Annotated in this window: 11 protein-coding genes, 1 tRNA gene and 1 pseudogene; 10 read left to right on the top strand and 3 right to left on the bottom strand. The window is 41.0% G+C overall.

Features of this window, described 5'->3' with window-relative positions; all coding sequences use genetic code 11:
- The gene (locus tag FIU21_RS02330; RefSeq protein WP_004361501.1) at nucleotides 1–1,080 is read right to left on the bottom strand and encodes an efflux RND transporter periplasmic adaptor subunit; all 1,080 of its coding nucleotides are present in this window, start codon (nucleotides 1,078–1,080) and stop codon (nucleotides 1–3) included.
- A gap of 853 nt (nucleotides 1,081–1,933) precedes the next feature.
- Here FIU21_RS02330 and FIU21_RS02325 point away from each other — a divergent pair.
- The 10 genes and pseudogenes from FIU21_RS02325 to FIU21_RS02280 all read left to right on the top strand — a co-directional run bounded on the left by FIU21_RS02325 (nucleotide 1,934) and on the right by FIU21_RS02280 (nucleotide 11,733).
- Nucleotides 1,934–2,122 (top strand): hypothetical protein, encoded by a 189-nt coding sequence (locus tag FIU21_RS02325; RefSeq protein WP_172891290.1) that lies wholly within the window; start codon nucleotides 1,934–1,936, stop codon nucleotides 2,120–2,122.
- A gap of 206 nt (nucleotides 2,123–2,328) precedes the next feature.
- On the top strand, nucleotides 2,329–2,526 hold the full coding sequence (locus tag FIU21_RS02320) for a hypothetical protein (protein ID WP_004361500.1): 198 nt from the start codon (nucleotides 2,329–2,331) through the stop codon (nucleotides 2,524–2,526).
- 18 nt (nucleotides 2,527–2,544) lie between these two features.
- Nucleotides 2,545–4,161 (top strand): hypothetical protein, encoded by a 1,617-nt coding sequence (locus tag FIU21_RS02315; protein WP_036886914.1) that lies wholly within the window; start codon nucleotides 2,545–2,547, stop codon nucleotides 4,159–4,161.
- Nucleotides 4,162–4,631: 470 nt separating this feature from the next.
- The gene (locus FIU21_RS02310) at nucleotides 4,632–5,081 is read left to right on the top strand and encodes an HU family DNA-binding protein (RefSeq protein ID WP_004361498.1); all 450 of its coding nucleotides are present in this window, start codon (nucleotides 4,632–4,634) and stop codon (nucleotides 5,079–5,081) included.
- Nucleotides 5,082–5,324: 243 nt separating this feature from the next.
- A pseudogene (locus FIU21_RS02305) lies at nucleotides 5,325–5,507 on the top strand (glycosyl hydrolase); the annotation flags it as partial.
- 326 nt (nucleotides 5,508–5,833) lie between these two features.
- Complete coding sequence (gene pflB / locus FIU21_RS02300; protein ID WP_004361494.1) at nucleotides 5,834–8,080, top strand: formate C-acetyltransferase; 2,247 nt, start codon at nucleotides 5,834–5,836, stop codon at nucleotides 8,078–8,080.
- Nucleotides 8,067–8,855 carry a pyruvate formate-lyase-activating protein gene (pflA, locus tag FIU21_RS02295; RefSeq protein ID WP_050759769.1) on the top strand — a complete coding sequence of 263 codons (789 nt, stop codon included), beginning with the start codon at nucleotides 8,067–8,069 and terminating at the stop codon, nucleotides 8,853–8,855. Before pflB ends, pflA begins: the two co-directional genes overlap by 14 nt.
- Before the next feature lie 834 nt (nucleotides 8,856–9,689).
- Nucleotides 9,690–10,196: a pyridoxamine 5'-phosphate oxidase family protein gene (locus tag FIU21_RS02290; protein WP_004361490.1), complete on the top strand. Its 507-nt coding sequence runs from the start codon at nucleotides 9,690–9,692 to the stop codon at nucleotides 10,194–10,196.
- 93 nt (nucleotides 10,197–10,289) lie between these two features.
- Nucleotides 10,290–11,510, top strand: coding sequence for a BaiN/RdsA family NAD(P)/FAD-dependent oxidoreductase (locus FIU21_RS02285; protein ID WP_004361488.1), 1,221 nt, complete (start codon nucleotides 10,290–10,292; stop codon nucleotides 11,508–11,510).
- 138 nt (nucleotides 11,511–11,648) lie between these two features.
- A tRNA-Ser gene (locus tag FIU21_RS02280) sits at nucleotides 11,649–11,733 on the top strand.
- A 159-nt stretch (nucleotides 11,734–11,892) separates the two neighbouring features.
- Here FIU21_RS02280 and FIU21_RS02275 read toward each other — a convergent pair.
- The gene (locus FIU21_RS02275) at nucleotides 11,893–13,578 is read right to left on the bottom strand and encodes a hypothetical protein (RefSeq protein WP_231291376.1); all 1,686 of its coding nucleotides are present in this window, start codon (nucleotides 13,576–13,578) and stop codon (nucleotides 11,893–11,895) included.
- 4 nt (nucleotides 13,579–13,582) lie between these two features.
- Nucleotides 13,583–15,574: a hypothetical protein gene (locus tag FIU21_RS02270; RefSeq protein ID WP_004361484.1), complete on the bottom strand. Its 1,992-nt coding sequence runs from the start codon at nucleotides 15,572–15,574 to the stop codon at nucleotides 13,583–13,585.
- Between the last annotated feature and the right edge of the window lie 3 nt (nucleotides 15,575–15,577).

Genomic DNA, 15,577 nt, shown 5'->3' with positions numbered 1-15,577 from the left:
CTAATTAGCGTTTAACTTATCCAACTTCATTGATGCTTGTGGAGAAACCATAGACACACGAACTTTGTCTCCATCATTTACTTTCTGTATACCGTCAAGAAGATAACGGTCAGTAGGTTGTAACCCTGAGGAAACAACGTATGCTCCTGTAAACTCAGCATCAATCTTGATAGCACGTTGGCGGGCAATATTGTTCTTGTCTACCACAAATACATACTTCTTATCCTGAAGCTCATAGACTGCTTCTTGTGGTATCAATATTGCATTTTTCTTTTGTATAAAGAGTTTTATCGTACCCGTCTGACCATTGCGTAAAAGGTTGTTAGCATTGTTAAAGACGGCACGAACAGCAATCGTACCTGTTGAACTATCAAACTGTCCACCAATATCTAATATCTTTCCGCTTGCAGGAAAGACATCGCCATTCGCCAAAACAAGCTGTAACGGAGTTTGTGAAAAGCGTTCTGGATGGAGGCGGAAATCTAAATAATCTGTTTCTGAAATATTGAAATAGGCAAATACCTTACTATTATCTGATAAGCTGGTAAGTAAATCACTGGAATCTACCAGACTTCCAACTTTGTTAGGAATGCGCCCTAAGATGCCTGAGAAAGGCGCACGGATAAGAGACAGACGCTTATGTAATACAGCCAACTGATAGTCGGCTTCTGCTCCTTTCAACTTAGCCGTAGCCATGCGCTTCGCATTATTTGACAGCACTTTGTTATCCGTTAGTGTTGTTACATTCTGCAAGTCGATACTTGCCTGTTCTGCTGCAGCCTTCGCTTTGGCAATCTCTTCGTTAGCACCAACAATCGCAATGCGGAATAGAGGTTGACCTGCTTTCACAAACTGACCTTCACTAACATACACATCTTGCAAAATACCGGTTTGCTGAGAGTGAACTTCAATGTTGCGTTGTGAGGCAATGTTTGCCACATAAGACTGTGGTAGGGAGATGCTTTCTACCAGTGGTGTCGTTGCAGTGTAAACTGGTTTTACTTGTGTTTCTTTCTTTGAATGACACGCACATAGAAGAAACATGATTGCAAGACAAGACAATTGAATTAAATTCTTCATAAATTGGTCTTTTTGTTTTCGTAAAAACAAGTGAAAAGTTAACGCGTTAATCCAACACTTCCTGACTACTCCTTGTAGCCATATTTACTCATTCTGTTTTCTCTTTCCTATCCTACAATAATAGAAAACAGAGCTGTCGTTACATCTTTATGGAAACTTATTAAGAAAAGTGTTTCCTAAAATACCCTTCAGAATCATTGCTTTGCGATATAGAAATGTATTCTTTACGTTACCTATTGATTATGCTCGCAAAGGTACGTCGTTTTTGTGTAGTATGCAAGTAATTCTGTAGTTAATTTTATGCAAGTACTGAATAGTTTTCTCTGAAGTCATTTTTGTGGTTCTTCAGAAATATGGGTGATAAACAAAAAGGCTTGGATGATAGGCACACGGAGTCACGGAGGGGACGGAGATAAACGCAATGTCACAGAGGTGCCGACGGTACAAAGAGTGACGGAGGTGTAGCGTGCAGATTCCTGATAAGTTCTGAGATAAATGCTTTGGGTATAGAGTCTCTAATAAAACTGGTAAACTTCCTCCGCTGCTCCATGCACTGACGGTGCCTCCGTGACTTCCATTGCTTTGTTTTAAAAATTCTTCGTCCACTCCGTACCTCTGTGTGACATTTCGGCAGAGACCCAGGTTATTGTTTTAAGCCAAAGGCGAAGAAGCAAAGAAAAGATAACGGACTTAGCCTCATTATTCAAGCCCTCTGCAAAGATATTTGCTATTTAATAAGGTAACGTAGAGCAAGGAAAGACAAATGTTTTTATTTTTTTTCTATTTTCTTGTTTGTTTCATATATTCTCACTACCTTTGCGCCCAGTTAAATTAAAATTAACTTGTAATAACAATGAGCGTCATAAAGAATATTAATTCAGTAAATGTTTGCACCTTAGGAAATAAAGGTGTAGGCTCTATTTGTGCTGCATTAGATTCTTTAACGAAGAAAGATGAAAAAAATATCGCAAATTATTTGGTAGTTCCAAATAATTTTGTACTCTCTCTCTCTCTCTCTCTCTTTTTAGTAGAGCAGAGGTAAATTACACATTTTTTTCTTCTCGCATACGCGCGCGAGGCGTGCCGTGCAATCCCTGTAAACAAAGGACTTTTCGGAGTTTCCTTTGTTCGTTTTTTTGTGTCCCTACGTAAACGAAATAAAAAGAAATTAAGCACGAAACAATAACTTTATTTTAATCAATAAAACAGGATACACGTTTACTATGTATCCTCTAAAAATTAAACGAAATGATAGCAACTGAAAGAATGGTTTATCAAAAACCTCAATGCAAAATTGTTTGCACTGAAACAGAATTCTTGTTGAATAATGCCAGTGGTAATGCTGGAAAAATTCAACCTGGTACGGTAACAGGAGATGCAAAACAAAACATCTTTAGTGAAGAAGACTTGGATAATGTTTCTTGGAATGATACAGAAAAGAACTAATAACTGTTTGAAAAGAAAATGAATAAATTTATGAAAAGATCAACTATAACTTTAGTAATGCGAAGCATGTGTTATGGCTTCGCAGCTTTATTGTTTGCTGCCAGTTGTGCGAATGATGACGTTGCACAGAATGAAAAGCAAAAGAAAGATAACACTCCTGCTGGCGCAACTGTCTTTACAGGTACTTCCCAGCCAGAGACAACAACACGTACAGCCATCCTTAACCACACAAAAGGCGCGGGTGCTTCTGTAAATTGGAGCAGCACGGACAAGATATGGGTAAAGGACGATGGAGGAAACTGGCAGCAGAGTGGAGCTGTAACATTCCCCTTTGCTACTAATAAGGCACAAGGAAAGTTTGCCCTCTCTGGTACTTATACAGGTGCTACACACGATATTCTTTATACAAACAAGACTATTTCTGGGACGCAACCACAAGTAGAGATAAAGGCAACACAAACACAGTCTGCCCCAAACAACTTTGACCATGCAGGGGAATCAGGCGATTGTGGAATCGCTATAGGTAACAAGGCTGGTAATGATTATGGCTTTACCCTTAACCACAAAGCTGCTTATCTCTGTTTTATTCCTCGCTCAAGCAACCCATACGTAAATCGCAGTAAGTTGATTAAAGTTGAGATTATGAGCGACGATGATATTGCTGGCACTTACAATATAGCTGCCAATGGAGCTCTCACCCTCGCTTCGGGTGGTTCAAAGACAATCACCGTAACAACTGGTTCGGGCTTTGATATAGACAACTCTGCTGACGATATGAGCAAGAATGCAACCTACGCCGTCGTTGCTCCAGGTACCCATACTTTCCGTATTCGCTACTGGCTTCGCAATACAACAGACAATCCTGGTGGTGCAATAGAAGGAACAGTTTCTAAGATTGTTACGCTTAATTGTACAGCTGGTTCTATCCATGATGTAACTGCTAATCTTAATCCGCATGATTACGACGGTAATCATTATTACATGTGGGATGCTAAGGAACAATACTGGAAGGGTTACGAATGGACAAAGAACTTGGGAGTAGGGGTAGGTCAGCCAACCGTTAATTATTGGTTTCCAGGCGGAGCACCTTCCAGCAACTACCCCAAGCGCAGCGACGCTGACGGTCGTTTCTACCACGAGGGTAGCGGTTATATTCAAGCAAGCAATAGTTGCGCAGGTCTTCCAAACGTGAACGAGATGACATGGTACGCTGCCTATGGCGATTCCCGTTGGGATGCTGACGAATTATGGACCACTATGGGGCATTTATATAAAGGTGGCAGGTGGTTTAAGAAAAAATCAGTATTGCTAACCGAAGGTAATTACAACAGCAACACAGCCTATGACGGCACTGATTGGCGATTAGGACCAAATGACAAAGAATGGGACCAACCTCTACTATCTCTTCCTTCCGCAGCCGATGCAAGCAACTACTTTTACCTGCCCGCCTTAGGTCAATACACCAGCACTGGTGTGCTGTACTACATTGAAATGAACGTCATCTATTGGTCGTCTAGTGGTCACTCGTGGGATGGCATCCCCGCCGCGTACGCCCTGTACTTCGACAGATATAGCGTCAGAGTGATGCAATCTGCTGCTCGCGGATCTGGGTTGCTCATCGGCACATTCGAGTAGTCCGTGCGCTTGCCTCTACGGGTGTCGCCCTCTAAGAAACCCCTCCCCGAACCAACGGTCACTGACCGAAGGGAAGTAAAGGGGAGGGAGTGCCTAACGAACAAGGCTTCTGCCGAATGCGTATTCCGTTGCTGCGCTCACCGTATCTACGTGCTGGCGCATGCGTATTTAGCTACTCGTAGATACGCATTGCGCAGCCGTTAGATGCGTATTTAGCGGCAGCGCTCACCGCATTCAGCAGCAGCGCTCACCGCATCTAACGGCACGTAGATACGCATTCGGCAGCAAGGGAATACGTATCTGACGGGATAAGGATGCAGAAAGGAGGAAAAAAGAGACGATGAAAGGCAGGAAACAAACCAAGAAAATAGAATGGGGCAGCATGAAGATGCACAAAGAAAGCTGCAGAGGCGTGCTGCCCTATGCTATGATAATAAGAATCTAATGTATAACTTTAAACACGAAGAATTATGAAAATTCGTTTAGTACCAAAGAAAAATCCGCAGAAGCGGGAGGAAGTGAAGTTTTATGCTAACCCTGTTAACCTTGGGCATAAGTCGCTCGACGATATTGCACGTGACATTGCGGGGCGTTCGTCCTTGACACGTGGTGATGTGTCGAACGTGTTGTATAACTTCATAGATTGTCTACCACATTACCTCCGTGATGGTTTCAGCATTCAGCTGGGTAATTTTGGTTCGATGCGTGTCACTCTGTCGAGCAAAGGTGCAGAAACAGAAAAAGCTTTTAAGACTGAGACGATTAAGCCTCGTGTGGTCTTCACGCCTGGAACAGAATTGAAGCGCGAACTTGCTGTAAATTCCTACGAATCGGTGAGAAAGACAGAAGAGGCAGGGAAAGATAAGAAGAAAAAGGAAAAGAAAGAAGAGGAAAATGGACCTGTGCCAGACACCGTCTAACCCTCATTGAATGCGAAAGCTTTTGGTGTGGCTGTTTGAAAAGAACTTTGAAAACAAACTCGGTTTTGGAAGATTCTGAATTAATTTTTTTCATGTTTTTAGAGATATGCCCTTGATGTGATATCAATAGCAATACTTTTTAATTTATTAATTTAATTTTCGTTTTCTTGCCCCTGTCACCACTCTTGGTGTAATGGGGCAAGTTTTTTGTTTACAATTATCATCAACGCGTAAGGTTAACTTATGGACTTACGGCTTGCTCAATGCCTACAACAAGGTTTGCCTTTAGATATGGATGTGTATGATTTAGCGGAGTGGTGTTGCGTTGCCGAGCTATCCAAACGCTCTATTGAACAAGGTTCAATGCCTGTGATGATTCCCGACTTCGTAAATCGTAGGTCTTCTGTTGACACGGAATGTATTTAGCGGCAATGGCTGTTCTCGTCGGGTAGAATGGTAAATGTGCATTCCTCTCTTGGTGTTGAGGCTTCATACTTACCATTCTACCTTTATTGTTTAGCCTTATCAATAATCAAATCTCATACCTATAAGTTTGGAATATTTGCAAGAGTAGATTTCTTCTCACTATTTATAGGTATTTATATGCATATTTTAAATATAAGTATCTCTAAATACTTGATATTACGTTTTTATTGTCTATCTTTGTCCTCGGTAATTAGTAATGCTCAATCAGTATAACAATTAACAAGCATATTAATTAAAACGTTTCACATAATAACAAATAAACAGTCATGAAAAAAGCATGGAGAGGATTTACTGGAACCAAGTGGCTTGATGAAGTCAATATGCGTCAGTTTATCCAAGATAATTATGATAGTTATGATGGTGATGCTTCCTTCCTTGAGAAGCCAACAGAAGCAACAGAAAAACTTTGGGGTATGCTCAAAGAACTGCAGAAGCAGGAGCGTGCTAAGGGTGGTGTCTTAGACATGGAAACCGAGGTGGTATCCAGTATGACTGCATATGGTCCTGGCTATATCGGTGAAGGAACTAAGGAACTGGAGAAGGTTGTTGGTCTGCAGACAGACAAGCCTTTGAAGCGTGCCTTTATGCCTTATGGTGGTATCAAGATGGCTGAGCAGGCATGTACAACCTATGGTTACGAGCCATCAGAGAAACTTCATGAGATTTTCACGAAGTATTGTAAGACACACAACGAGGGTGTCTTCGATGCTTATACAGACGAGATGAAACTCGTTAGACACAACCATATCCTCACAGGTCTTCCTGATACCTATGGTCGTGGTCGTATCGTGGGTGACTATCGTCGTGTTGCACTCTATGGTGTAGACTTCCTTATCAACGAAAAAGTAAAGGATTTCCGCAACTGTGGTGACGGTACTATGACCGAAGAGGTTATCCGTTTGCGTGAGGAAATCTCTATGCAGATTAAGGCTTTGAAGGAGATGAAAGAGATGGCAGCCATCTATGGCTATGATATCTCTGAACCTGCAAACAACGCACGTGAGGCTGTACAGTGGCTTTACTTTGGTTATCTGTCAGCTATTAAGACACAGAACGGTGCTGCGATGTCAGTTGGTCGTATCTCAACTTTCCTCGATATCTACATTCAGCGTGACTTCAAGGAAGGCACACTTACGGAGGCTGAGGCACAGGAACTCATCGACCACTTGGTTATGAAGTTCCGTATGGTTAAGTTTGCACGTATCCCTTCATACAACCAGCTCTTCTCTGGTGACCCTGTATGGGCTACCCTCGAAGTTGCGGGATTGGGTATGGATGGTCGTTCAATGGTAACAAAGACCGACTTCCGTTTCCTCCATACACTTGAGAACATGGGTCCTTCACCAGAACCTAACCTCACTGTGCTCTATAGCTCACGTCTTCCAAAGCACTTCAAGGACTATGCTGCGAAGATTTCTATCTCTACAAGCTCTATTCAGTATGAGAATGATGACGTGATGCGACCAATCTGGGGCGATGACTATTCAATCTGCTGCTGCGTATCTGCAACACAGACGGGTAAGGAGATGCAGTTCTTTGGTGCACGTGCAAACCTCGCTAAATGTCTTACCTATGCCATCAGCGGTGGCGTTGACAGCAAGACACGTGAGCAGTGTGGACCTGCTTATCGTCCAATAGAGGGTGATGTCGTAACATATGATGAGTTTATGCCTCGCTTCATGGATATGATGGAGTGGTTGGCTGGTGTCTATGTAAACACATTGAACCTCATTCACTATATGCACGATAAGTACTTCTATGAGGCTGCTGAGCTTGCACTCATTGATACGGACGTACGTCGTACTTTCGCAACGGGTATCGCTGGTTTCAGTCATGTGGTTGACTCTATCTCTGCTATCAAGTATGCAAAGGTTAATATCATACGTGATGAGACTGGTTTTCCTATCGAGTTCAAGACAGAAGGCGACTTCCCACGTTATGGTAACGACGATGATCGTGCTGATGATATTGCTGTATGGTTGTTGAAGACCTTTATGAATATGATTCGCAAGCACCATACTTATCGCAATTCAGAGCCTACAACAAGTATTCTTACCATCACTTCAAACGTGGTATATGGTAAGTTTACAGGTAATATGCCTGATGGTCGTCCAGCTGGTGCACCGCTCGCTCCTGGTGCAAACCCATCTTATGGAGCAGAGCAGAATGGTTTGTTGGCATCGTTGAACTCAACAGCTAAGCTTCCATACGAGTATGCGCTTGACGGTATCTCTAACACACAGACAATTAGCCCAGATGCTCTTGGTCACAATGATGAGGAGCGTATCAGTACGCTTGTTGGTGTAATGGATGGCTACTTCGACCGTGGTGCACACCACTTGAATGTGAATGTCTTTGGTGTAGACAAACTGATTGACTGTATGGAACATCCAGAGAAGGAAGAGTATGCAAACTTCACCATCCGTGTGAGCGGTTACGCTGTGAAGTTCATCGACCTTACACGCGAACAGCAGATGGATGTTATTGCACGTCGTGCGCATGGTTCAATGTAAAGTGAATAATCAACATAACAACTTATCGGATTCGCCGACTTCCGAAATGATGCTACGGGTACACTCTGTAGAGTCGTTCGGGTCGGTTGATGGGCCTGGTATTCGTTTCGTTATCTTCCTTAAGGGTTGTGCTATGCGATGCCAGTACTGTCATAATCCAGACACATGGGACAGGGCGGGGGGAAACCTCCGCTCTGTTGATGATGTCTTGTCCCAAGCCCAACGTTATCGGAGTTATTGGGGAACGAAAGGTGGTATCACCGTGAGTGGGGGTGAGGCTCTGTTGCAGATACAACCTCTTACGGAACTGTTCCGTAAAGCTAAGGCTTTAGGAATCAATACCTGCCTTGATACTTCAGCCCAACCTTTCAATCGGGAGTCGAGTAGCTTCTCTGCTTTTGAGGAGTTAATGAAATATACAGACTTGGTATTGTTGGACATAAAGCATATTGATAGCGATGCCCATAAGCAATTGACTGGTTGGAAAAACGAGAATATCCTCGACTGTGCTCGCTATCTCTCTGACATCGGGAAACCTGTATGGATAAGACATGTCTTGATTCCTGGTATTAATGATGATGATGAATCTCTCTCTAAACTTCGTGCTTTCATAGATACTTTAAGCAATGTTGAGCGAGTGGAGATTCTGCCTTATCATTCGTTAGGTGTCTATAAATGGGAACAGTTAGGTATTCCTTATGCACTCACAGATGTAGAATCGCCTACGGAGGAAAGTGTTCTTCATGCGCGAAAGATATTGACAGAGGAGAGATAATTGGGGCTGTTAGAAAGTCTTTTAAAATCGTTCGGTGTAAATATTTTTCCTCTATCACTTTTTAATTAAGGCTTAATTGCATTCGAATTAAGCCTTAATTAGCTTCCAATAGGTGCTCTTTTGATGTCTTACTAACGCCCTTTTGGAGTCCAATTAAGCACCTTTTAAAACGCATTTTTGTAACTGATTGGTTTCGTGGAGGTTACAAACTTGGTTCATATATCTGTTTTTTGGCTTTGTTTCGAGGTTTTTACTTGGCGTTGTGTAATAATTTTTCAGAGTCTGAATAATTAGTTTTAACGTTATGAGAATCATTATGTTTGGGGGTAAGGATAAGGAAGGTGAGCAGAATAATCTTGCTATGAGTTTGTAAAATGATAGAGGTTAATTATATAAGCAAGATGCTGACTCGTGTGAAGTAATTTATGCGCTAAAGTTTTTTTAACCTTATTTTTTACGTAATAAATTACGATAATAGAAATGTTAAAGGCTATTATAGGGAAGGGATTGATACGTATTATCCATGTAATAATAATCTTAATTTTATAGTTATGACCATCCGAAAAATCAACAATAAAGGTTAATAGTGTTTTTAATAATAAAAAATATTTCTCTAAAAATTTGGTTATTAATAAAAAAACGTGTATCTTTGCATCAAGTTTTTTTAGTGGTTAATTTAGTTTTAGTATTTAAACCTTGGGTGATGTGAATCAGCCAAGGTCTTTTTTGTATATAGTGGAAGTCTTATACAAAGATTTCTTTTATTGGTAAGATTAACTCATAACAGATAATTCACAGTTTCAACTAATCATTTTTATATTAATTATGTACGATATGAAATATGTTAATGACCGCGTACGCAGACAAGATCGTCTGATGGATGAGGAAAGAGCTATAGAACTTCTGCGAGATGGAGAATACGGGGTTTTGAGTATGGTCTCAGAAGATATGGGATATGGTATTCCTGTAAACTTTGTTTGGGACGACAAGAATAGTATCTATATCCATTGTGCACCTGAAGGACGTAAGTTGGTGGCTATTGAGCAGAATCCAAAGGTTTCGCTCTGTGTCATTGGTAAAGTAAACTTGTTGCCACGCAATTTTACCACAGAGTACGAGAGCGCTATCTTCTTCGGTGAGGCACATATTCATCTTTCTGAGGAAGAGAAGATGCATGCACTGCATCTATTGATAGACAAGTTGTCACCTGACTTCAAAGAGCTTGGCGATAAATATGCTCACATGAGTTTTCATCGCGTTGAGATTATCCGTGTTGATTTCTCTGAGTTCAGTGGTAAACGAAAGAAGGTGCATTCATCTGCTACGCCAACCGGAGATTAAAGGGTTGCTCGTAGAATGGTAATCACTACACATTAAATGTATCACACAACAAAGGTCGGCGTCTGTCAGGACCTAAGTATTAGTTTTTAACGAATGGATATAGCTATCATTGGCGGAGGAGCAGCAGGGTTCATGGCTGCTATCATGGCTCGTAGAACAAACCCTTCAAGTAAGGTGACAATCTTTGAACGTGCACAGAAGGTGTTGGCTAAAGTTGAAATAACCGGAGGTGGACGTTGTAATGTTACAAATAGCTTTGCAGCCATTACGGACATGAAGCAGGCTTACCCACGTGGGCATAAACTCATGAAACGGTTAATGAAGACGTTTAGCCATGAAGATACTTATAGATGGTTTGAGCAACATGGTGTACCATTGGTAACGCAAGAAGATGAATGTGTTTTTCCGAAGGCGCAAGATTCTCATGCCATTATTAATTGTTTGGTGCGGCAGGCTAATGAATTGGGGGTGACTATATGTTGTCGACATCGTTTGGTGAATATCCATAAGATGGAAGATGGGAGATTAAAACTGGAGTTTGAGAATGGTACACATCGTGTGTTTCATCGTACTATTATAACAACTGGAGGCTCACCCAATGGACGTGGCTTACAATACCTTGCCCAGCTTGGACATGAAATTGAGGCTCCTGTACCTTCACTTTTCACCTTTAATATAAAAGATCGTGCTTTTTGCGACCTTATGGGAACGGTTGTTGATCCTGTTGTGACGACTATTCCTGGAACAAAACTGCGTGCGAAGGGTCCATTGTTGGTGACACATTGGGGCGTAAGTGGTCCTGCTGCCTTGAAACTTTCCTCCTATGCGGCTCGTCTGCTTGCTGAAAATGATTATAAAGCACCGCTTGCAATCAGCTGGATTGGCAAACTAACACGGCAAGAAGTGGAGGAGAATCTTCTAAAGTTGCAAACTGCTAACCCACGTAAGCAGGTTGCTACCTTACATCCATTTGGCTTGCCGAGTCGTCTGTGGCTCTATATACTAAGTAAACTTGGCATAGATGCTGTGAAACCATGGGCTGAGATTGGACGTAAAACACTAAACAGAATGATTGAAACATTGGTCAATGATCAATACACCATTGCTGGTAAAGGTGCCTTTCGTGAAGAGTTTGTGACGTGTGGTGGTGTGAGTCTTAGCTCTGTTAACTCTCAAACACTTGAAAGTAAGGTTTGTCCAAATCTTTTCTTTGCGGGTGAGGTGTTAGACATTGATGCTATTACTGGTGGTTTTAATCTTCAAGCAGCATGGACAACAGGTGTTGTGGCTGGGCAATGTGCTGCAGGTAGTTAGCATCTTACTGCTTTGCTTTTAGTTAAAAAGTGTTTTATTTTTAAATTCCTTCCCCATACATTTTGTAGTTTCAAAAAATATCTATACCTTTGCACTCGCTTTCAACAAGGAAGCAGGTTGACTACAAAGTAACCTTCTGGAGAGATGGTAGAGTGGTCGATTACAACGGTCTTGAAAACCGTCGTACCGAGAGGTACCGGGGGTTCGAATCCCTCTCTCTCCGCAAACAAGGGTGTAAATCAGCAAGTTATGCGATTTACACCCTTTATTACACCCACAAAAAAGTAAGATTGAGTGTTTTCTATTTGACTAGTCACAAGTATAGCTTAAATTGTAAAAAAGAGTGGTGGACCATATTCTTTCTTTGAGCAAGTCTCACTCATCATAGCCTTTTCCTATCCAACATCTCCAAATTCTCAAAAACTTCATCAAACCCACGTATCTTTTTCAACTCATACCCAACCTTTCTCGCTTCTTGAAATATGTATTTATTGAAAGGAAACACTTGATTTAATTCAAACTCTTCCTTATACTCAATATAGCTATTTATTAGATAAGCCAAATCCAACTTCTCGGCAGCAAAGAATTTTTCTATTCTCATCAACTGCTCAATATTCACCATCACTACATCCTTCACTTCGTAATCTGCTGTAACTCTCTTTTCACTAATGATTCGTTGAAACTCTTTATTTAGCAAATAGTTCGGGCCTTCCACATCAAAACAATCATCGAAGTATACTATTACGGGGTAGACAAATATCACACTATTGGGAGCCGACTTATCAACTTCTCTCAATATACTTGGTAACTTTTCGACAATCACATTTGCCAACTGCCCAACCCCTTTCGCATGCCCCTTGGAATTTGCGACATACTTCTCAAAAATTGCTTTCTTTATCGTCTCATAATCACCACTTAATTTCTTTTTTGCAGCCATCTGAACATCCTTACATTCAAATACGAATATCCTATTTCGATGTCTCAGATAATAGTCTGGCATTCCCTTTCCCAGAGCCTTTTCCAGTTCTTCTCCACTATAACTCACATAATTCAAACCAAAACATTTTTTCATCAAGGAATAAAAGAGGAAGCGTTCCGAGAACTCCTCACCTAAAAACGACCGAAGATTAGCATAACCCATTGTGCGATCCAACACTCCCCTCTTAACTAAAGCGTCCTTCATATCAAAAAGAAGTCCTGTATATGCTTTATCCAGAAACATTTTCATAAACATGAAGTTGTAGATATTAGGCCCCGTCTTAATTAGAGGCTTTTCCTTCATCATCAGAAAATCCATATCATGTTTATAATGCGATGGATTTAATGTCAACGAATCATAGAAACGACAAGTATCCTTAAGATTCTCACCAATGGCCATTTTGCAATTGGAGAAATCCTTTTCTCCCATTTCCAGAAAAGTCAAGAAGATTTTATCTAAATAATACTTGGCACTGGGTATATCCCTTTCCTTGCAGAATTCATCAACATATTGTGCAAACCGAGTGTTAAACTTTGGGAATTCTATCAAGAGCATATAGCACTTTATCATTAACAGCCTATAATCTCTTGGTGCTTCAATATTATTACTCTTCAAGCAATCTGGCATATAAGACTCTACAAACTCTTCTGCCTTCATATTGTTGTTAGGTAGCTTCTCATTCATTGCCAGACGTTCATCGCAACAGAGCATATATGCCAAGAACAGGTTCGACAAGTTATCCTCTGTCAATTCTTCATTTCTCCCATTATAACAAGTCAAAAGTCTGCTAATAAGCAGAAGCATAGCATATTTATCTATAAGGGCATAGTTCCCAAGGTTATATTGTTGAGCATACTGACCAACAGGATTCTTTACATCATTTCGCGTTTTCATTATCCATGGTGCCCAAATATCGAAGTCATGCTCACCAATAAACTGATTCACCTTCTTTGAGAGATTATATGAAATAAATTCTATGGCAGTGTTTGATGGAACATTAGCCAACAAGTCTTCTATCTTATCGTGTCGGTCTGGATAGACCACGCTATAAGACAGCAATACCTGCTTCTGTAATTCCATCTTCTCCATAACATTACCCTTTATTACCATTCATCATCCTTACCATTCTGCGCTCTCTATAGAAATTATATGACCCCGTGGTTACGTACTTTGTCTCTATCAGTCGAGCCTGCAGTTCGTCGTTTGAATTTGATTCCTTCACAATTAGCATTAATTGTTCAAAATCTAAGAACCAACTATTGAAGAAAGGATTCCTTTTAGAATCACCGTTGGTTCTCTCTTTTTTTAAGAAAGGCATCCATTTCTGCATGTCCTTGTTGAACTTCTTAACATCCTTGATGGTTTGTTTATCAGTGCCCTCATACTCAGCAGTCAACAGATTCTTACACATTTCATCCATAATGCTCTTGATAAGCATTCTGTCTTGGAGTGGACCAAAAGCACCTAGACATATCGAGATGCACTCAGCCGTTCTACCCTGTTTCTCTACCCTTGTCACATTCCCGTTTCCATCATCCAAATCCACATACCCATCTTTAATCATAAGATGCGAAGTCCTAAAACATTGGGCCTGTGAATCTATAAGGCTTCCCAGTAGATCTGCTACAATCTTAAACTCATTTCCAGACTTGGCCTTTCTAGTCAGACTTTTCTTCTTCATCTCAAAAAGCATGATACCTTTTGTGGCCTCAACCACAAGATCTGCTTCTCCTTTTTCTGGTGGAAGATAAGTGCCACTGCAATGCGTTATGCCTTTTTCATCAAGTTTCTCCTTGATATAATTCTCAATCAACTTTCCGACTTCCTTATCTATATCTTTCTGGTTGTCCTCTTTTTCTTGATTACGTACAACCGTCATCAGAGCCTCAAACCACCCCCATGAACCTATTGTAACAGGCAAGGCATATATCTTACCATTTGCTTTAATCAGTGGTTTGTTGAAGGCATTCTCTTTTTCTTCATCCAGTGGCGTTCTGAATCCTTTGTTTAATACGTCATCACTTGCTGACACATCATCTATCAATTGTCCAATAGCCTTGATTCCCAGTTTATTCAATTTGTCTTTTTTTAGTTCCACACATTTCAATGTATCCGCAGCAGAAAGGACATCGTTCATCAATCGCTCATATTCATCAAATGTGTATCCGCTTTCCAATACCCTTCCTGTATCGCGCATATACATAAGTACACGCTCACAGAACATTTTAGTAAACCAAACAGAATGTTGCGTCAATCCAAAAATACTCTCCTTATACACCAAATCCCTAAAAAACTCCACCGTGTCTCTATCTCTGTGGAATAAATCTCCCCATAAGTTTCCGAAGTTCTGAACAGGGTATTTAAGGAAACAGTAATCAGTTGCCAGTCGTATAGCCTTTCTGAATGCCTTTGTAGCCTCTCTATTACTTCCTCCATCTGCTTTGATATTTGCCAAAGCCAAATTTACAAGATAATTGTATGGCTTTACTATTATCACATCCTTAGGATTGGGAGTATTGCCGTTCATATCGGTCAAAAATCTTCCTTCAGGTTCCAAATATTCCATCTGCGCTAACAGCATCTTCAAAAACCTTCTTCCACCTGCCTCGCGAATCCATTTGATCAAGGCATCAAAAACTATATCATCATTTTCTGTCACATAGCTGCATCCTTCAATCTTTATTTGGAGACCAAACTCTCTCAACCGCTTTGCCGCTGCTGCGAGTCTGTGCTCCTTGTCATATTCTTTCAGCCGATCTGGTTGCTGCAAGGGCTTTTCCTCCCTGCAGGCTGCTATCACGTCTTGCCAACAAGGGTCACTAAAACCCTTTATGGCGTTTTGATTCCAGCCAAGATAATTATGAATAATCTCCACTATATCTATATAGCATTGGTTATCCACACCGTCCAGTAGTTGCTCTCTCAGTAAGCCTTTACCCAGCCTCTGGAAATCCTTATACAGGATTATTTCATCACCAGCAGATGGAAGCAGTGCCTTGATACGGGCATCTACTTTCCCAGCCTTATTGTTCACTGGCTTCAATAAACCATCTACAAACTTCTTGAAATCAGCTATTTTTACCATCGC

The sequence above is a fragment of the Prevotella melaninogenica genome (assembly GCF_013267595.1).
Classification (GTDB): Bacteria; Bacteroidota; Bacteroidia; order Bacteroidales; family Bacteroidaceae; genus Prevotella; species Prevotella melaninogenica_D.
Note: the sequence above shows the minus strand (reverse complement) of the source record. Positions and strands in the feature narration are given on the sequence as shown.